Raw genomic sequence first — 19,557 nt, forward strand, 5'->3', positions numbered from 1 at the left:
AAAAATGAGGCTTTTATGTATAAGAATTTTAAGCGGGGTGTATGTATTGTGGTTTTAGCGGTTTCCTTGACAGCATGTGGGGGGCGTTTAGAAAAAAATATTGCAACGACAACATTACATGACGGATCAATGAGTTGTGCCGATATTCAACGGGAGTTTTTTGCTAATAAACGTCAGATTAATGATACAATTGCAGAGCGTTCTAAAGCAAGAAATAAAAATGTGGCTTTAGCAGCGGCAAGTGTTGTATTTGTACCTGCTTTGTTTTTTATGGATACTAAATCCAGTGAAAGTAATGAAATTTCGGCTTTAAATAATCGTAATGCTGTTTTAAGTGATCTTGCACGTATGAAACGTTGTAAAATAGTACAGTAATTTTTCTTATTTATCATATGTAATTTCATTTTTTGGTCTTTAAGGAATATACCTTAAAGACCAAAATTTATTTTAAAAGTAAATTGTATGATATAAATATTATGATGATGTTTTAAAGTAGGGTTTTCTTTTTGGATAAAGGATTTATCTTCTGCATCATATTATCGCATAATATATATTATGGAACTTTATAGAAAAGTAAAGCTTTAAAATGAGCTACTTAAGTTAGCTAAGATCGAAAATCGAGCCTGTTATTCTGGCTCGAAAATTTCAATTACAATGTTTTTTTATTTTTTACTCTTTTAAAAAAAATAATTACAATTTGTAGTACTATAAAAGCTAAAAACAATATTCCATGAAATAATGGTACAAATGGCTGATAAATAAAATCGGAATAATATATTGTTATTGCTTCAATCAACGCTGCAATACACCACACAATGATACCCCATAGTGAATACATCCAAAGTCCAACTAAGGCAATAGGATAGAGAATAGCCAATATAGCTGATGCAAATTGCCACTGCCAAGGCATAAGATCAAAACGCCATAGAATACCTGGAAAAACCCCAACAAGGCGTATCCAATAACAAATACCTAGAACTAAGCAAATAAATGCTAAAAACCGTAAGTAACAGTTATAGATTAAATTGATTTTTGAAATCTGTTTGTGAGAATTATTTTTCACAATAATAACTCTTGTTCAACAGGTTGGAAGTAAGAATCTACCATTTCATCTGTCACATTTGAAAGTTTATCTGGTTGCCATTGAGGTCTTTTATCCTTATCGATTAACATAGCACGTATACCTTCATAAAAATCATGTGAATGAATCATATGATACGCTATGCGGTTTTCAATTTTCATACAATCTTCCAACGTTTGAGATGAACTTTGTTTCATTTGTTTCCAGATAACTTTTAAACTTGTCGGAGAACGTGACTGCAAAATATCATAACATTCTTTAGCAAATAAAACATCTGCATTGCTTTTTTTATGTAGCAACTCGAGACATTCTTCTAAGGTATGGGCACTAAAACAAGTGTTAATAATACAACGTATTTCATGACTTGTTTCATAGTCTTTTGTAATTGCTCGCTCGTTTAAAGCTAAAGTAGGATCTCCTTGCTCAATAACAGCTTTTCTAATCATATCGAATTCAGTTTCAGCAACGGCGTGTGTTGCTAATCCTAAATTTAAGCAATCTCCCCACTTTATACGTGCACCCGTTAATGCAAGATAGATACCAAAATGATTGGGAAGAGATGGTAAGAAAAAACTTGCACCTACATCTGGGAAAAATCCAATCGCACCTTCTGGCATAGCAAAAACTGTATTTTCTGTAACAATTCGATGCGAGCCATAGAGAGAAATACCTACCCCTCCTCCCATCCAAATACCGTTTAAGAAAGAAATATAGGGCTTTGAAAAATGTTTGATATAAGCATTTAAACTATATTCATTTCTAAAGTATTGACAAGCAGCAGCACTTTTCCCCATATGATAGATTTCTACAACATCTCCACCAGCACAAAAAGCACGCCCTTCCCCTTCAATTAAGACACAAGAAACATTATCATCTGTTTCCCATGTTCTGAGAGCTTTTTTTAAAGCTGAAACCATTCGTTGATTAAGAGCGTTTAATGCTGAAGGACGTGTGAGCTTTATAATACCAGCACGCCCTTCTTTCGTAAAAGAAATATCATCATCTGCTCCAAAATTAATTTGCATCTCACACCCTTCTTAAAACAATTATTTCATTGTTTTTTTATACTTTTTGCCCCAAGTTTAGGAAATATTTGCATGATTGCGCCAATACAATATATATAAATTCCTGTTACCGAAATTCCTATTTTAACCCAATAGGGAGCCTCTAGTTGATAAAAGAAGGCAGAAACACCAAAAAAACACCATAAGAGAAAAATGGGAAAATTAATTCTACGTAAACGAAGGACTCTTACTGGATGAATAAAATAAATTGGCAAAAAAGATATAATCGCCGATAGAACAATAATAATAAAAGTAATCCACTCTCCTGGTCTGACGACAAAAAGCGTAAAAATCATCATATTCCAAACAACAGGAAATCCTTTAAAAAAGTTTTCTTTAGTTTTCATACTAGTATCTGCATAATAAATAGCAGATGAAATAACAATAATTGCACTCAATGAAAATGATAACCCTACCCCCATGAAACCACTTTGATAGAGTGCAAAGGCAGGAATTAAGACATAAGTCACGTAATCAATAATATTATCTAACAGCTCTCCAGACCATGTTGGAAGAACGTATTTAACATCAAGTTTGCGTGCAATTGGTCCATCTATACCATCAACGAGAAGAGCAAGCCCAAGCCAACAGAACATAGCTGTCCATTCTTTTTGAGAGGCTGATATAAGAGAAAGAAACGCTAAAAATGATCCCGAAGCTGTTAGTAAATGAACGGAAAAGGCCTTTGCTTGTGGCATTGTTACTTTTTTATGGCGTAATAATTTAGCATTTGTTTTGATTTTCTTTGTTAATTTACGTTTCAAGGTTTTCTTATCCTCGTTTTTAAAGTCTTCAACCATCTATCAATACGCCATTTTTTAACGATGATATAACTCAGCATTTAAAAAAATCATAAAAAGGTTACTTTTTTATATCGCATTATTTATTACATACTATAATAATAGAAGAGCTTCATATAATAAAAAGAGAGAGATCATTTGGAAATGTTAAAATATTTTCTCAATGAATAAAGGTTCAAATCGTTGTGATATTTGAAAAGGAAGAGTATAAAGATACTGCTGTTATTGGTGCAGGTCCTGTCGGAATGTTAGCCGCGCTGAGTCTTGCACAGAAGGGGCTTTCTGTTTTTCTTGTTGGGCCCCCTGCTCATACAGATGAGTTACGGACAACGGCTCTTATGATGCCCGCGATACGCACGCTTCAAAAACTCAATATTTGGGATAATCTTCAAAAACATGCAGCTGCTTTATCGTCCATGAGAATTATAGATATAACTTCTAGAATTGTGCATGCTCCTACGGTGCATTTTTCTTCTACTGAAATTGGCGAAAAAGCTTTTGGCTATAATATACCTAATGTAAAATTGAACAGTGCTTTAGTCGACGCTGTTACACATACACCCAATATTACAAGATTTGTTTCTGCAGCCAAATCTGTTCATCACACAAAAAACCATGTATGCATTACTCTTGCTGATCATAGAATTATTCAAGCACCACTTGTTGTTGCAGCTGATGGACGTCACTCTCTTACACGTGCCGCAGCAGGGATAAGTGTCAAACAGTGGAATTATCCACAAAAAGCACTTGTTCTCAACTTTTCTCATGAGTTTTCTCATCAAAATACATCAACTGAATTTCATACAGAACACGGTCCATTTACACAGATTCCACTACCAGGACGAAGATCTAGTCTTGTATGGGTTGTTCATCCTTCCCGCGCTGAGGAATTATTAAATATAGAACCAAAAACAATTGCAAAAATGATCGAAAACCAAATGCAATCAATGCTTGGAAAGCTAAGCTTAGAAACATCAATTCAAGCATGGCCGCTTTTCGGACTTCTTTCTCATCATTTTGCTGCTAATCGAACAATTTTAGTGGGTGAAGCCGCTCATGTTTTTCCCCCTATTGGGGCACAGGGATTGAATTTAGGATTCCGTGATGTCCAAACTTTAATTGATATTTTACCCAATAAAATATCCAATTCTAACTCTGAAATGATTGTTGCACATTATAACAAATGCCGCAAACCAGATATATTAATCCGAAGTGGAGCTGTTCATGCGCTGAACTCTGCTCTACTTTCTCATATGTTGCCTGTTCATATCATACGAAGCATTGGGCTTGGTTTGTTGCATAGTTTCCCACCATTACGTAATTTATTTATGCGCGAAGGAATGTATCCCGGTTATGGATTTAAGGAAATTATGCAAATATTTCCAACAAAATCATCAAAACAGCTCTACTAAGCAATAATGGATAATAACGTAAAATAATAAATTGCATTTTGCAATCATATCTATTACTGATATAAAAAATATTTTTGTTCTTTATAAGAAGTAACAAATTATATTAAAATAATTAATTATATTTATTTGATTTATTTATAATAATAACATGTGTAATTAATATAACTGTAAATTATTTTTTATTAAAAATTATTATATATATTTAGTATGTTGATATGAAATAAGAGAAAACTGAATTATATACTACAAATTAAATTATAAAGATATCTTCTAAATCATAGCTGTTAAATTTAGAAATATAAATAAAATGAAAAATAATACCGTTTTGAAAAAGTTATTTTATAAAATTAATTTTAATAAGAAAATAAATAATAAAAAAACAGTTTTATTTAATCAATATATTTTTAAAAATTTTTATTGTTAAGTATAATATTAAAAATAAAATCATCTTTGGAACCTGTTAGTAACACAGAGGTTAATGAAGTGTTGTTTCAACAAATGGTAACAAGATGACACTAAATAATTTTTTGAAATTAAGTACTTTTTTTATAATGATTGCATGTGTCTCGTTGATAGTCACGACTTCAATAAGTGAAGTTTTTCACCTTCCTTATTGTCAAACCTTTACCTATAGCTCTACTCAAAAGGTCACTAAAATAGGTCAGAACTCATTTACTGCTTCACAAGTTAAAAATTGTCTTATGCAAAATGGTTTTGGGAATATTAAACGATTGCGCTTAGATGACAATGGTATCTGGCGTGCTTTAGTAAAATTTAAAAAGTCCCTTTTTTTCGTATCCGTTGACTATTCAGGAACAGTTAGCATTCAAAATGAAAGAAAAGAATATGATTGATTTAAAAACTTACAGCAACGTTTCTTTTCACAGCTGTAAGAAAAAAAAATTAAAAAAGTGCTACCATTCTATTAAAGAATTTGCTTTCATTGGCGGTTTAAATGGTAGCATATCAGGAGCTATCGCGGCAACTCTTGCAGCTTATGGTTATATTGCTCTTCCAGGATTTGGTCCAGTTATCGCAATGGGTATAGGAGTAGCACTTTCTGCCGGAATAATAATAGGAGCACTGATAGGATCAGGAATGGGAGGGAGTGTCGGTATATGCTGTATTTTATTGGGAAATTTATATGAATCATAATAATTTTTTCTCTTATAAATTTCATAATGAATAGAAATTTCTCGTCATTTTTTCTATGAAAAACAATTAAATCATCAACAAATTATATGTTCTTTTTTTGATGAAACGATTATCATATTATAAATGAAATAACATCTAACTTACTAAAATTCCTTATTTAATTTCTTATTATACCTCAAAAAGTAGATTTTTTAAAAGCATCTCTTGAAGAAATGTAAGCGAGATATAATTATCCATCCATAAAAGCTGTATTTTTTATAGATCAAGAAATAAAAGTTATGTTCAGAAATATATATAAACACACTTTAATTTATTTGCTCTTTCTAATAACAGAATATTTCTATGTAAATTATTTTTCTTAAATTTAAATTTAAGACATTTATATAATATATCATTAATATAGATTGTTATTTATAGATATAATATATTAAAGTATAAGATAAAGGTATTTCATGAAAAAAATATTATTATCATTATTGTTTTTTATGGCATTTTTAATTCATAAAAATTCTGCATTAGCACTATCAAAACAAGTAAATATTTATAAATTAGAAGATAACAATTCCAAAAAGGCTATTGGTAGCATTAAAATTGAAGAAAACATACACGGTTTGATTTTCATCCCTAATTTATCTACTTTATCAGAAGGGATACATGGTTTTCATGTACATGTAAATCCTTCATGTGATACAAAAGATGGTATAATTGGTGGAAGCGCAGGTGGACATTATGATCCGGAACATACCGGAAAACATTTAGGACCTTATAATGTCAATGGTCATCTTGGTGATTTACCAGCACTTTATGTTGATAAGCAGGGATATGCCATAATGAGCGTTCTTGCTCCACGATTAAAAAAAATCTCTGAAATTAAAGGGCGCTCTTTAGTCATTCATTTAGGGGCTGATAATCAATCAGATAAACCATTACCGCTTGGCGGAGGTGGTGCACGTTTAGCGTGCGGTATTATTGAAAAATAAAGAGTGTATTGTGGCAGACTGCGACAGTACACACTCCCTTTACCATAAGGTGTGAGAGAAATTTATTTTTTAAATCTATTTCAAGAAATTGAGTAAACTGTGTGAATATTTTATAAAATTAATGTTTTTTTGAATGTTTAGTTCGGATAACAAAAAGCTTAATAATCATCAAAACGAACAGCAATGGAAATTAAAGAAATAGTAGTGTAAATTCTCCGTAAGAAGACTTCAATATGAGGAAGTAATATTTTCCATGCTTGATGTAAAAAAGCAAAAAAGTCGAATTTCACTCTCTATAATAAAAAATTTATAATAAATTATAATCATTAAGTCTAGTATCTAATGGAATCACGCTCAATGCACAAAATATAACAGGTCTAAAACAGAATTTTTACTCTTCCCCTACTCAACCCTACTCATGAGGTACGTGAGAAAAATTTTAATTGATACAATATCAATATAATAAGTCAAACAAAATAATTAGAGTAATTTTTCATCACTCTGAAAAAAGGCTTTTAAATAATAGAGTCTTTTTAAAAATACTCCTCATAGATACATACGATCCCAATCTAGTGGACGCATCTCACCAGTTTGATAAAATTGACGAATGAGCTTAATATAATCGAGAAAATCTTTGTTTTCCTCCACTAATCTATTAGCAGTATCCCAATCAATATCACTACGTTCTTTGGCAGGAATTAAGATTTCACTCTCGGAAGAGTTTTCCTTATTAAGTCTTATAAATCCAATTCCATGCAAACTTGAAAGCATCCGAAGCTCTTTTAATGTATCAACTCCTTCAATTTCACTAGCAACTAAATAACTCAAATTAGCCCATGAAGAATTACTAACTGTTTGAAAAAATGCTTTTCGTAAATTTGAACGATTGATGAGAATTTTTACTTCAAAAGACCAAAGCTTTGTCTTTTTATCAAAATATTGCAAAACACAGTCTTTGATTTCACGATTCCATTCCTTGCTTAAATCTTGCATCCCTACGAGATCTGGATAAAGCCATTTATTTCCGCCTGCACCATGTTTATTACGAGAACATTTCTCATTAATGCGCTTGCTATAAACTGCAAGCTCTGACCATAAAAATTTAGATAATAATGGATAAAGATCATGCTCTTTAACAGAGCCATCTTCTGTTCTACTCTTTGCATTGTCCTCTATTGTATCAATTTCAGCACTATCTGTTTGTTCAGTAAAATAATATTGTCGCGGTCGTCCTTCAGTGGTTTTAATTTCTGAATAACGCTTTTGTAACTGAGGGCGTTTTGCCCCTATTTCAGCAACAATTTGCTGAATAAGAGCTGCATCACTATTAAGGGGAGTGATTATTGCCGTTGAATTCTTTTGTTTTTGACGGCATTTTTCTGGGTAATTTTCAAATATCCATTGAGCAATTTCTCGAGCTGTAAACTTTTTTGTCGGGTTTTTCTTTAAAAAATTAAAAACAGTGTTTGTTAAATTTAAAGTCATATGAAAAACTCCCCCTTTTATCCTCTGGGTATTTCATTATATTCAGGCGTTTTAAATGAAAGAACAATAAACTGTTTAAGTTTTTTAAAAAAAGAACATTTATCAAATTACTCAATAAAATTAAAATATTTTTTTTAATTTATAACTATAACTCAAAGATCTTTTCACATAACGAAAATAAGATTGTACTTTTATAAAAAATTGTAAATGTGCTACAAATCCCCATACAAAAGCATAATCTTGTATAACTTTTCTATACATTTTTCTTTTAACGTCGTTAGAAAAAAGTTAAAATAATTATTCAAACATTTGATTAAACCTCACACCCGTCAATTAAAAAACTTAAGTGTTTTATTTTTGAAGCAAAAAGTTATAAGCTCTCAAGTATAGATTCTGAAATGGTAAACTCTGCACACAAACCTTCAAAACTACTATTTGCTTTAATAGCATCATGGGGAATAAGAACATAATACCATTTTTTATCGCCATAAGTTGCCGCATAGCGCGTTGCATGACAACACCATTGAACTGCAGCTTCTCTCTTTTTTAAAACAATAGGATTTTGCATTTCAGAGGCTTTTTTAGGCTCACAAAGATATTTGGCATCCTTCGTTTCTACAACAAAGTCTGGTTCATAGATTGATCCTTTATCATATTCTATTCTGAAAAAACCTCGAGCGGGTTTCATCCATTTCAATACTTTTGCATCATCCTCTAATATTTGGGCAAATCGTAATTCCCCTTCTACTGAATCAAACTTTTGTAAAGGATAACAGCATTTTCTAAAGCCGCTGAATACAAGTTTTTTAACATCGCTTTTAATGGCAGGAATATTACGAAAATCAAGAGGAGACGTCCCTTGCGGCAACACATAATGGATAGGTTGTAAAATTGTAAAACCTCGTGTAACTTTAACCGCATAATCTTTTTGCGTTTCCCATTGATGTTCTCTTAATTGCGCAACAATAAAACTAGTAAGCTTGTGCTGATAGTGAATTAATACGTTCTCAACAGCTGTATCATTGGGTAAATAAGATCGGAAATGTTCTACTATCTGACTAGCTAATTTTCGTAATAAGAGCGTATGGTTATCATAATCGACAAAGTCATTATCAATCAAACCACGAATGATGTAGTTTTCAAGATAAGGCTCTTTGACATATTCATTCTTAGATGTGAGAAAAATGCTTTTATGGGTACGCAATTCTCGAATTAAAAGTTCTTTACTAACAGGTTGAAAATTTAAGTTTTCTAAATTTTCCAAATCAAAATCATAAAAACCATAAGTAACATCACGCGAAGGAATGAGTATAATATTTGGAATATCTATTATTAGTTCTGTTAATTGTTTTGTCAGAATTGTCACCACTTTTGATACAAGAGACTTTTGTGATGAAGGCTTAATATTCATAACTTTATTAGCAATTTTTTCTTGTATCTGTGCAGAACAAAGCATTTGAGAACTTGGCAATTTATCATTCTCTTTGATAAGATCCCACGCGATCGCTGCAATATCTTGCTCTTCAGGCGTTAATGTAGGGGAATCTGTATGACGTAATATGATACCTTGTAAATCAGAAGATGCTCCATTTATATCGGAATTACGTATTACCATCGTTTGTATCAATAAAGCTTCTACTTGACTTGGAACTGTCACTATATCGGTCTTTTCAAAGGGGATATTCCCTCCTGTTCCAATCTCAATATGCTTTTTTATAATTGAGTTTGGATCGTTTGCACGATCAATAATATCTTGAAAACGATCATGCGCAATAATTGTTAAACGATCAATAGCTTCCACGCCTGTTCTATACCCATAAGGCAAACGCAATCCACGCCCAATTGTTTGCTCTGTTAAAATTTCTGAAGCCGATGCACGCAACGGTACAATAGTATAGAGATTCGTAACATCCCACCCCTCCTTTAATTTATTAACGTGAATAACAATTTCTGTTGGGTCATGAGAATCTTCAATTGCAATCAGCTTTTGAATATTTTGATCTTCTTCTATATTCGACTGTTTTGTATGAATCTCTATAACTTTTCCCTTATAAGCTCCTGCAAAAAAATCATCTGTTTCCAATAAATCACGCAATTTCTGTGCATGATTTGTATCTTGAGCGACAACTAAAATAAAAGGCTTAACAAACTTTTTGTTATAATCTTTGGCATAGGCAATTAAATCTGCTTTCACGTTTTCATGGGCATGAATTGCATCTTGTAATTTGATATGTTCTAATTGTTCAGATGTATAATTTTGAGGTTGAAAATCTTTACGTGTAGCAACAGCAGGCTCTTTTACAAAACCATCTCTCATAGCCTCTGCAAGTGAATAACTATAGACAACATTTTTAAAATCTACGGGTTTTGCACCTATTGTTTTTGGTGTCGCTGTAAGCTCTATTCCTAAAACAGGTTTTAACTCATTAATTGCTGCCGCACCAGCAGAAGCTCGATAACGATGTGCTTCATCCATTAACAAAACTAAATCAGGAAGATTTGCGAGATAATCAAAATAACTTTCACCAATCGTTTCTTGTAAGCGTTTAATTCGCGGAATACTAGATTTTAGTGCGCCTTTTTTATTATCCGTTGTATTAATTTTAGAAATATTAAAAATATTGATAAAGGCCGTATCTCTATTCTCAAACAAACGCTTTTGTCCTTGAATATGGTGTTCATCAACGCGAATACCTTTACCACTTTCATAATCTTCACCTGTAATAATAACGGGTCTATTGGCAATAAATTCACTCATTCCACTGAAAACATACTTCGGACTTTGGGGACTAAAATCCTGTTTTAACTTTTCATAAATAGTCAAATTTGGCGCTAAAACAAAAAAATGGCGACTACGACCTGTTAAATAAAGATAGCTGATAAAAGCCCCCATAAGTCGCGTTTTCCCAACACCCGTTGCTAAGGCAAAACAAAAAGAGGGAAAGTTTCGTTCAAAATCTTGTACAGAAGGATAAAGATTTTTTATCACTTCTAACTCTGCAACCAAATCAGCATTTTTAGAAAGCTCTATATTTTCTAAGATTTTTACCAAAATATTTAAAGATTCACGTTGAGGATCACGTAACGATAAGCGAGCAGAAATCCTTTTTTCAACAGTGTTCATGAAAAACTCCGCTTTTTATATACTATTCAAATAAATCTAATTCTGCTTGCGTAATAATATCTTTATTTTTGTTGTTTTCTTTTACCACAATCACTGGTTCAAGATTGGCTACATTTAAACTGTAATCGTCCCTTCCCCATTCGCATTTTTCTAATATTGCACGGGGGATTTTAGTGAGTGTTAGATTTTCAAAGAATGCTGATTTTGTATCAAAGGCTGTACCACAAACCAGCAACGTGCGATGAGAGCCTACCTCTTCACTCATTATACGGAGTTGTTCATGGGTCATAGCGCTTGTTGTGACATAAATATAATCTGTTTCGGTTGAATACCCTTGCATCCAATAATGATTTTCATCAGGTGCGTAGGTAAATCCCATATGTTTGCACATGGCTTCTGATAGCATGGCAGCATTATATTCGCGACTAATAATCCATTGTCCCCATGGATCTTTTTGCAACAAGGAAGGTGCAAGGCGATAATAACGGAATCCACCGCCACCTTGCCAATTGACACTTTTGGAAATTCCCCCTTGATCAGTTCCATCAATGACTTGTTTTAAACGAGGGATAATGTGGGTGTGACAATGCTCACCAAGTTCAATCATAATCCACTTCCTTCCCATTTTATGGGCAACAGCACCGGTTGTGCCAGAACCAGCAAAAGAATCCAGTACAAGATCACCGGGATTAGTGGCAAGTTGAATAATGCGTTCCATTAAACGTTCCGGTTTAGGAGTTGTAAAGACACTATCAGAATTAAAAATTTTAACTTCTCTTTTGGCATCTTGGTTGTGTCCCACTTCTGTGTAGGGCCAAATCGTCATTGAAACCATACCATTTTTTACTTCTGATAAAAAACGCTTAATACGTGGCACTCCATTATTATCTGTTCCAAACCAAATGCGATTATCTTTCAATAATTCAAAGAATTTTTTTTCATTTATAGCCCAACTTCTACCATTAGGAGGCATCACCTTGCGTCCAGAAGGTGTGATGATTTCATAAATATCCTTAGGCGTTACTCTTTTTACGGACAAATCTCCAGATTGCCATAACCCACGCGGATCATTATCAGGATTTTTATAGCGCGCATCCATATCGCTTGAACGAGGAAGCAATTGAGGGCGCCAAATCGTTTTATCTTTGGCATAAACTATCACGAAATCATGATTGTCTGAAAGCCACTTTGCATCATTCTGCGGAGCAAATTTTTTTTGCCAAATAATGTTGTTGATGAAATTTTGGCGACCAAAAATTTCATCCATCATCACTTTAAGATAAGCTTGTTCATCATCATCAATGGAAATCCAGATACTTCCATCATCCGCCAGTAAATGATGTAACAATTCTAGCCTGTCTCTCATAAGGCTGAGCCATATGGAATGCTCTAAACCATCTTCATAATGTTCAAAGGCATTGCCTGTATTATAAGGCGGATCGATATAGATACATTTTACCTTCCCCATATATTCTTGTTCAAGCGCTTTGAGTGCGAGTAAATTATCACCAAAAATGAGTTTATTATCAAAAATATCTTGGGTAGATACTTGGTGCGGAGCGTGATAAGATTTTTCAAGATCTTCTAATAAGATACGAGGCTCTAGTTTTGGGCGTTTTTCTTTTCCAATCCAAGTGAGTTCTAGTTTTTGTTTATTATAACTCATGCGATCGTCCTTAAATTCAAATGCTTGTGAAAAGTAAACAGCTTATTCATGAATGGCTAAATTAGAGTCTCTTAACAATACTTTTAGTACCATCCGACAGCAATTTGAGCTTCTTCTGACATACAATCAGGTGTCCATGGTGGATCAAAAGTCATAGTGACTTCAACATACGAAACCCCTTCAACTGCACTGACTGCATTTTCTACCCACCCCGGCATTTCACCTGCAACAGGACATCCCGGTGCTGTAAGAGTCATTTCAATTTTTACTGAACGATCATCTTCAATATCAATACGATAAATCAGTCCTAGCTCATAAATATCAGCAGGAATCTCTGGGTCATAAACTGTTTTGAGAGCAGCAATAATATCATTTGTCATACGATCAATTTCGTCTGCTGGAATTGCTGATATGTAAGATTTTTTATTTTCGCTTACAGTTTCAACGGATTCTGTAGAATGACGCTCTTCAATTGATTCAGCCATTAAAAAATGTCCTTGTTTCTTGCAATGCTTCTACTAATTGATCTATATCCTCTTGAGTGTTATACATGGCTAACGATGCGCGGCAAATAGATGTTAGACCAAAGCGCTGTAATAAAGGCTGTGCACAATGAGTTCCCGCACGTATCGCAACCCCTTTTCTATCAATAAACATAGCGATATCATGGGCGTGAATCCCTTCAATTGTAAATGATATAATAGCTCCTTTATTGGGAGAATGACCATAAATACGCAATGACTCAACCATTTTAAGTTTTTCCTGCGCATAAGCTAAAAGGGACCTCTCATGGGCATGAATCTTACTCCGACCTTTCTCTTGTATATAATCAATAGCCGCAGTTAATCCAATAGCTTCAACGATAGGAGGAGTGCCTGCTTCAAAACGGTAAGGAGGAGCATTATAAAAAACCTTATCGGTTGTTACCTCCTCGATCATTTCCCCTCCCCCTTGAAAAGGACGCATTTCTTCTAATCTATCTTCTTTACCATACAAAACACCAATACCAGTGGGTCCATAAAGCTTATGACCTGTAAAGACATACCAATCACAATCGAGATCTTGCACATCAACGGTTAAATGTACTGCTCCTTGAGAACCATCAACAAGAACCGGAATAGAATTTTGATGTGCTAGCTTAATAATCTCTTTAACAGGAGGCACAGTTCCTAATATATTGGACATATGCGTTATAGCAACAAGCCGCGTTTTTTCGCTTAAAGCCTTTTGGAAATCTTCAATGTGCAGAACACCATTTTCATCGACAGGAACAAAAATAAGTTTAACACCTTTTTGTTCACGGAGAAAATGCCAAGGAATAATATTTGAATGATGTTCCATGATCGTTAGAACAATCTCATCACCTTCTTTGAGTTGTGGCATCGCCCAACCATAAGCAACAGTATTAATAGCTTCTGTTGCATTTTTCGTAAAAACAATTTCTTCAGCTTTTTGAGCATTTAGAAAAACACGAACGGTTTCACGAGAATTTTCATATGATTGTGTTGCTATATTGGCTAAAAAATACATTCCCCTATGCACATTAGCATAACTATAGTGATAATAATTATTCATTGCATTGAGTACTGACATTGGTTTTTGGGCAGAAGCACTACTATCAAGATATGCTAATCGCTTTCCATAAACTTGATGGTGCAAAATAGGAAAATCACGCCGAATTTCTTCGACATTATAAGTAAATGTTTGTACGTTATTTTCCATTTTTTCTACCTTAAACATTTTTTTCAAGCCATTTACTAATGATATTCTCCAAAACGATTTGAATATTATCTTGCTTGATGTCATCAATGAGCTCAGAGATAAATCCTTTAATCAAAAGCGCACGAGCCGTTTTAAAAGGGATACCACGTGTCATAAGATAAAAAAGATAATCATGATTAATATTAGCAACTGTTGCACCATGACCACATGCAACATCATCAGCAAAAATCTCCAGTTCAGGCTTTGCATTAAATTCTGCATCATCTGAAAGAATAAGGCTATTACAAGCCATGCGTGCATCTGTTTTTTGCGCTTTTTGAGAAACACGTATTATTCCTTGGAAAACACCAACAGCCTTATCTGTAACCACATTGCGTATAATTTCGGTTGATGTTGATTTTTCTTCCACATGACGAACAGTCATTGTAAGATCACTATGTGTTTGTCCTGATAATAAATTTATGACGCGTAATTGAAAATCAGATTCTTCTCCCTGTAATTCAATATCGATTTCTTGGCGATTTAATTGACTCCCTATATTAATGACATAAAGTGATAACTTCGCTCTTTGATCAAGAACAGCACAAAATCGACCAAATTGTGTAGAATTAAAATCACGATTGCGAATGAGAATCCACGTAACATCACTATCAGCAGCAACATTTAATGAAAATATTGAACTGACAAAGGTATCTTTATCATTGCCGACCTGATGTTCAATAAACATAACTTGACTATTTTTATCAACTTTTATATCCGAAAAAATATGAGATTGTCCCCCCATTTGTATATTTTGTAATTCAATGGGGATATTTAACTTTGTATTTTCAGGGATGTGAAAAAGCCAACCATCTGTAACAAAAGCTGTATTTAACTGTCCAATAAAATCTTCATCAGAAATGTTTTGATTTATCTGTACAGAATTATCTTCTAATGCGTCTGAAAGGCGTTTTACTGCAATGTTGTCTACCTTTGACTCTATCGATGTTTTTCCATTGTTTATGGAGAAAACAGCACTTTCTGAAAGCAATGCATCAACCAATTGATTGTCTTGAACTTTTGAAAAATTGCTAATAGACTTCAGTAAGGTACGCAGATTGGTATAATGCCAACTTTCGATTTTACGGGAAGGAAGCCGTGTCATTTGAAACTGCTCAATAGTTTTCTTGCGGATTTCCTGTACAGCTTTATCACCAGGTAAGTGGTTTACATACTGATTGAAATTACTGAGTATATTTTCTTCAACCGCTAACAAGTTTTGCTGTGCATTCATATTTAATAACCTCAAACCGCTTCCCTAATAAGATCAGCATACCCATTTTGCTCTAAATAAAGCGCTAAGGATTTATCACCGCTTTTGATAATTTGTCCTTTATAAAGAACATGTACCGTATCAGGAATAATATAATTAAGCAGCCGTTGATAATGGGTAATCACCAAAAATGAACGTTTTGAATCCCGAAGTTTATTAACACCATCTGCAACAATTTTTAGTGCATCAATATCTAAACCAGAATCCGTTTCATCTAAAATGCAAAGTGTAGGTTCAAGAAGTGCCATTTGTAAAATTTCAGCGCGTTTTTTTTCTCCACCTGAAAAACCTACATTTAATGGACGCTTTAGCATATCCATATCTATTTCAAGTTTGGCTGAAACTTCTTTAACACATTTTATAAATTCAGGAATTTTAAGTTCTTCGTCACCTCGCGCTTTGCGTTGAGAATTCATCGCAACTTTTAAAAATTCCATTGTTGCTACCCCTGGTATTTCCATTGGATATTGAAATGCAAGAAAAACACCATATGCAGCACGTTCTGCTGGATCCATTTCTAAAAGTGATTGTCCATTATAGAGAATAGCTCCTTCTGTTATTTCATAATCATCACGACCAGCAAGCAAATAAGATAAAGTTGATTTTCCGGCTCCATTTTGTCCCATGATAGCGGCAACTTCTCCATCTTGAACTGTCAAGTTTAAACCACGAATAATTTCTGTATCGGTTTCAGCAATACGGGCGTGCAAATTTTTGATCTCTAACATAATTTAATCCTGTTTTGGCTGTTTTTCAGATATCAATGCGTATTATTTTACCTTAGCATCCATCTACTTTTGTAATTACCATAGAGGTCATTTTTAGCATTATGTGCTACCGTTACAGCCTTTTTACATAAAGTCTTCTATTTATCTAATTAAATAAAATTATCCAACACTACCTTCAAGGCTAATACTAATAAGCTTTTGTGCTTCGACAGCAAATTCCATGGGAAGTTTTTGAATGACCTCTTTTACAAAACCATTTACAATTAATGCGATAGCTTCTTCTTCGGGAATTCCTCTTTGCATAACATAAAAAAGTTGGTCATCAGAAATTTTTGATGTTGTGGCTTCATGTTCAAACTGAGCTGTTGCATTTTTTGCTTCAATATAAGGAACTGTATGCGCACCACAATCATTTCCGATTAACAAACTATCACATTGCGTAAAGTTACGCGCATTTTGTGCTTTTCGATGCGCTGTGACTTGTCCCCGATAAGTGTTATTTGAAAAACCTGCAGAAATACCTTTGGAAATAATGCGACTGGATGTATTCTTTCCCAAATGAATCATTTTTGTACCAGAATCAATTTGTTGATAACCGTTTGCAACAGCGATAGAATAAAATTCTCCACGCGCATTATTACCACGGAGTAAGCAGGATGGATATTTCCAAGTAATCGCAGAACCGGTTTCAACTTGTGTCCATGAAATTTTAGAGCTATCACCTCGACAATCTCCACGCTTCGTCACAAAATTATAAATACCACCCTTGCCATCTTTATCGCCAGGATACCAGTTTTGTACTGTAGAATATTTAATCTCTGCATTTTCAAGGGCAATAAGCTCAACAACAGCAGCATGAAGTTGGTTTTCATCACGTTGGGGTGCTGTACACCCTTCAAGATAAGAAACATAGGAATCTTCAGCGGCGATAATCAATGTTCGTTCAAATTGGCCAGTGTTGCGTTCATTAATCCTAAAATAAGTTGAAAGCTCCATAGGACAACGAACCCCTTTGGGAATATAAACAAATGAACCATCTGTAAAGACAGCAGCATTTAAGGCCGCATAATAATTATCACTTATAGGTACAACTGTTCCTAAATATTCTTTAATAAGCTCAGAATGTTCAATAATCGCCTCTGAAATAGAACAAAAAATCACACCGGCGCGTGCCAGCTCTTTTTTGAATGTTGTTACAACAGAAACAGAATCAAAGACTGCATCAACAGCCACCTGCCCCGATACAGACATACTGTCATCAAAAGTGGAGGGATCAGACTGTTTTCTTACTCCTGCCAAAATCTCTTGTTCTTTAAGGGGAATGCCAAGTTTTTCGTACGTTGCTAATAACTCAGGATCCACTTCATCCAAAGATTTTGGTCCTGTATGATTTTTGGGAGCAGCATAATAATAAAGCTCCTGAAAATCAATTTTAGGATATTCAAGACGCGCCCAATGAGGCTCTTGCATCGTCAGCCAACGGCGGTAAGCTTTTAAGCGCCATGTTAGCATCCATTCAGGCTCATTTTTTTTAGCGGAAATAAATTTGATAATATCCTCATTTAAGCCTTTTGGAGCTTTATCGGTTTCAATATTGGTTTCAAAACCATATTTATATTGGTCAACATCTATTTCACGTACTTGGCGTATCGTTTCTTGTACTGCCGGCATCAATTTTCTCCATTTTTTGGCGTCAAAAACCGGTAACTAAAGTCTTGTTTTTTACAAGATTAAAGTAAGCAAGTTATCTCCTAGGCTATAGGTAAAGCGCAAAAATTTCAATCAAACTTATTTTATTTTTAAAATAATTCTAATTTTTATAACTTTCTGATGATAAATCTTCCCCTTTTTTCCTGCTTATAATTTGAGAAAAAAACGACAGAAAATCATCAATATCTTCAGAAGTTGTGCCACGTCCTAGCGAAATGCGAATGGCACCATTTGGAACATGATACCCCATTGCCTCCAACACTTTGCTTTGTTTTACTTTTCCTGAAGAGCAGGCAGAGCCGGATGATAAAGAAAACCCTTCTAAATCAAAAGCAATTTGCATCGTTTCAGCTTTTATATTTTTCACGGTAAAGTAAGTTGTATTTGGCAAACGTTGAACTCTTTTGCCAAAAATCTCAACATTTTTACTTATTTTTTGTAGTCCAGCTTCTAATTTATTGCGTAAATATATTAACTGTTTTATTTCCTCCTGTGTGAAGCAATCAGTCATTGCTGCCCCAAAAGCAGCAATAAGGGGCAATGCTTCTGTTCCTCCACGGAGACCTTTTTCTTGTCCTCCCCCAATAATAAGAGGGTGTGGCATGAGAAGATTACCACATGAAACAAAAGCACCGATTCCTTTAGGACCGCCAACTTTATGTGCAGACAGTATAAAAAAGTCTCCTCCTAGCTGATGAATATCCACAAAATTTTTATCTACATATTGTGTTAAATCAACTATAAGAGTGCCTCCTAAATCCCGAACAATAGCGGCGATTTCTGTTAACGGTTGAATAACACCCGTTTCACTATTTGCAGCTTGAATAGCAACAAGAGGTAAACCTGTTGTTTTATCGTGAACCGTTAAGAGTGATGTTAATTTATCTTGTTGTATGAGCCCATCTTGATCAACATCAATGACGCTTATCAACTCTTTAGAAAAACGTCCTCCCTCTGCAACAGAGGGATGTTCAGTCGCTCCAAGGTAAAGGTGAGAAAATTTAACTTTTGCTTTCCCCATATTGTAAAAGGGTGTTAACAAAGTCATTGCAGCTTCACTCGCACCAGAGGTAAATACCACGTGATCTGGATCTGTTTTAAGATTTTCAGCGATTTGCCGACGGGCCTTTTGCAACAAAGTTTTAGCGGCACGCCCTTCCTTATGAACCGATGATGGATTACCAAATATCTCTAAAGATTCCAGTAACGCCATCCGTGCCACTTTTTTGAGCGGTGTTGTTGCGTTATGATCAAAATATCGGCGTTTTATAACCATTTTACATCGCAATCATTAATCTTATGAATTGATTGAAAAAAT

The 19,557-nt window shown here is 34.1% G+C and carries 17 protein-coding genes; 5 read left to right on the forward strand and 12 right to left on the reverse strand.

Features of this window, described 5'->3' with window-relative positions:
* Positions 1 to 15 precede the first annotated feature (15 nt).
* Positions 16 to 375: a hypothetical protein gene (locus ACFIQE_RS01945; protein ID WP_273791051.1), complete on the forward strand. Its 360-nt coding sequence runs from the start codon at positions 16 to 18 to the stop codon at positions 373 to 375.
* 274 nt (positions 376 to 649) lie between these two features.
* Here ACFIQE_RS01945 and ACFIQE_RS01950 read toward each other — a convergent pair whose 3' ends face one another.
* Genes ACFIQE_RS01950 through pcsA form a run of 3 tightly spaced genes read right to left on the reverse strand, consistent with a single transcriptional unit; the run spans position 650 to position 2,945 of the window.
* Positions 650 to 1,063, reverse strand: a complete 414-nt coding sequence (locus ACFIQE_RS01950) for a DUF6163 family protein (protein ID WP_375613429.1) — start codon at positions 1,061 to 1,063, stop codon at positions 650 to 652.
* On the reverse strand, positions 1,060 to 2,106 hold the full coding sequence (locus ACFIQE_RS01955) for an enoyl-CoA hydratase/isomerase family protein (protein WP_375640787.1): 1,047 nt from the start codon (positions 2,104 to 2,106) through the stop codon (positions 1,060 to 1,062). Before ACFIQE_RS01955 ends, ACFIQE_RS01950 begins: the two co-directional genes overlap by 4 nt.
* Before the next feature lie 26 nt (positions 2,107 to 2,132).
* Positions 2,133 to 2,945: a phosphatidylcholine synthase gene (gene pcsA / locus ACFIQE_RS01960; protein ID WP_375621252.1), complete on the reverse strand. Its 813-nt coding sequence runs from the start codon at positions 2,943 to 2,945 to the stop codon at positions 2,133 to 2,135.
* Positions 2,946 to 3,130: 185 nt separating this feature from the next.
* On the opposite strand from pcsA, the gene ACFIQE_RS01965 reads away from it, so the two are divergent.
* The 4 genes from ACFIQE_RS01965 to sodC all read left to right on the forward strand — a co-directional run bounded on the left by ACFIQE_RS01965 (position 3,131) and on the right by sodC (position 6,492).
* Positions 3,131 to 4,357, forward strand: coding sequence for a UbiH/UbiF family hydroxylase (locus ACFIQE_RS01965; RefSeq protein ID WP_375707223.1), 1,227 nt, complete (start codon positions 3,131 to 3,133; stop codon positions 4,355 to 4,357).
* A gap of 509 nt (positions 4,358 to 4,866) precedes the next feature.
* Positions 4,867 to 5,211 carry a hypothetical protein gene (locus tag ACFIQE_RS01970; RefSeq protein ID WP_375621250.1) on the forward strand — a complete coding sequence of 115 codons (345 nt, stop codon included), beginning with the start codon at positions 4,867 to 4,869 and terminating at the stop codon, positions 5,209 to 5,211.
* Positions 5,189 to 5,512: a hypothetical protein gene (locus ACFIQE_RS01975; protein ID WP_375707224.1), complete on the forward strand. Its 324-nt coding sequence runs from the start codon at positions 5,189 to 5,191 to the stop codon at positions 5,510 to 5,512. The genes ACFIQE_RS01970 and ACFIQE_RS01975 overlap by 23 nt, the downstream gene beginning before the upstream one ends.
* A gap of 452 nt (positions 5,513 to 5,964) precedes the next feature.
* Positions 5,965 to 6,492 (forward strand): superoxide dismutase [Cu-Zn] SodC, encoded by a 528-nt coding sequence (gene sodC, locus ACFIQE_RS01980; RefSeq protein WP_375621248.1) that lies wholly within the window; start codon positions 5,965 to 5,967, stop codon positions 6,490 to 6,492.
* 546 nt (positions 6,493 to 7,038) lie between these two features.
* Here the strand turns inward: sodC and ACFIQE_RS01985 are convergent.
* The 9 genes from ACFIQE_RS01985 to ACFIQE_RS02025 form a co-directional block, all read right to left on the reverse strand.
* Positions 7,039 to 7,977, reverse strand: a complete 939-nt coding sequence (locus ACFIQE_RS01985) for a COG2958 family protein (RefSeq protein ID WP_375611904.1) — start codon at positions 7,975 to 7,977, stop codon at positions 7,039 to 7,041.
* A gap of 370 nt (positions 7,978 to 8,347) precedes the next feature.
* Positions 8,348 to 11,101, reverse strand: coding sequence for a DEAD/DEAH box helicase (locus tag ACFIQE_RS01990; RefSeq protein ID WP_375707225.1), 2,754 nt, complete (start codon positions 11,099 to 11,101; stop codon positions 8,348 to 8,350).
* A 22-nt stretch (positions 11,102 to 11,123) separates the two neighbouring features.
* Positions 11,124 to 12,767 (reverse strand): site-specific DNA-methyltransferase, encoded by a 1,644-nt coding sequence (locus ACFIQE_RS01995; protein ID WP_375640772.1) that lies wholly within the window; start codon positions 12,765 to 12,767, stop codon positions 11,124 to 11,126.
* A gap of 83 nt (positions 12,768 to 12,850) precedes the next feature.
* On the reverse strand, positions 12,851 to 13,252 hold the full coding sequence (locus ACFIQE_RS02000; protein WP_273787976.1) for an SUF system Fe-S cluster assembly protein: 402 nt from the start codon (positions 13,250 to 13,252) through the stop codon (positions 12,851 to 12,853).
* Entirely contained in the window at positions 13,245 to 14,489 is a 1,245-nt protein-coding gene (locus ACFIQE_RS02005; RefSeq protein WP_375621245.1) for a cysteine desulfurase, read from the reverse strand. Before ACFIQE_RS02005 ends, ACFIQE_RS02000 begins: the two co-directional genes overlap by 8 nt.
* Positions 14,490 to 14,499: 10 nt before the next feature.
* Positions 14,500 to 15,762 (reverse strand): Fe-S cluster assembly protein SufD, encoded by a 1,263-nt coding sequence (gene sufD / locus ACFIQE_RS02010; protein ID WP_375621244.1) that lies wholly within the window; start codon positions 15,760 to 15,762, stop codon positions 14,500 to 14,502.
* A gap of 11 nt (positions 15,763 to 15,773) precedes the next feature.
* Positions 15,774 to 16,529, reverse strand: a complete 756-nt coding sequence (sufC, locus tag ACFIQE_RS02015; RefSeq protein WP_375621243.1) for a Fe-S cluster assembly ATPase SufC — start codon at positions 16,527 to 16,529, stop codon at positions 15,774 to 15,776.
* Positions 16,530 to 16,688: 159 nt separating this feature from the next.
* Complete coding sequence (sufB, locus tag ACFIQE_RS02020; RefSeq protein WP_375613439.1) at positions 16,689 to 18,200, reverse strand: Fe-S cluster assembly protein SufB; 1,512 nt, start codon at positions 18,198 to 18,200, stop codon at positions 16,689 to 16,691.
* 139 nt (positions 18,201 to 18,339) lie between these two features.
* On the reverse strand, positions 18,340 to 19,515 hold the full coding sequence (locus ACFIQE_RS02025; RefSeq protein ID WP_375706739.1) for a cysteine desulfurase family protein: 1,176 nt from the start codon (positions 19,513 to 19,515) through the stop codon (positions 18,340 to 18,342).
* Between the last annotated feature and the right edge of the window lie 42 nt (positions 19,516 to 19,557).

The organism is Bartonella sp. AA1HLJMS (genome assembly GCF_042197445.1).
Classification (GTDB): Bacteria; Pseudomonadota; Alphaproteobacteria; order Rhizobiales; family Rhizobiaceae; genus Bartonella.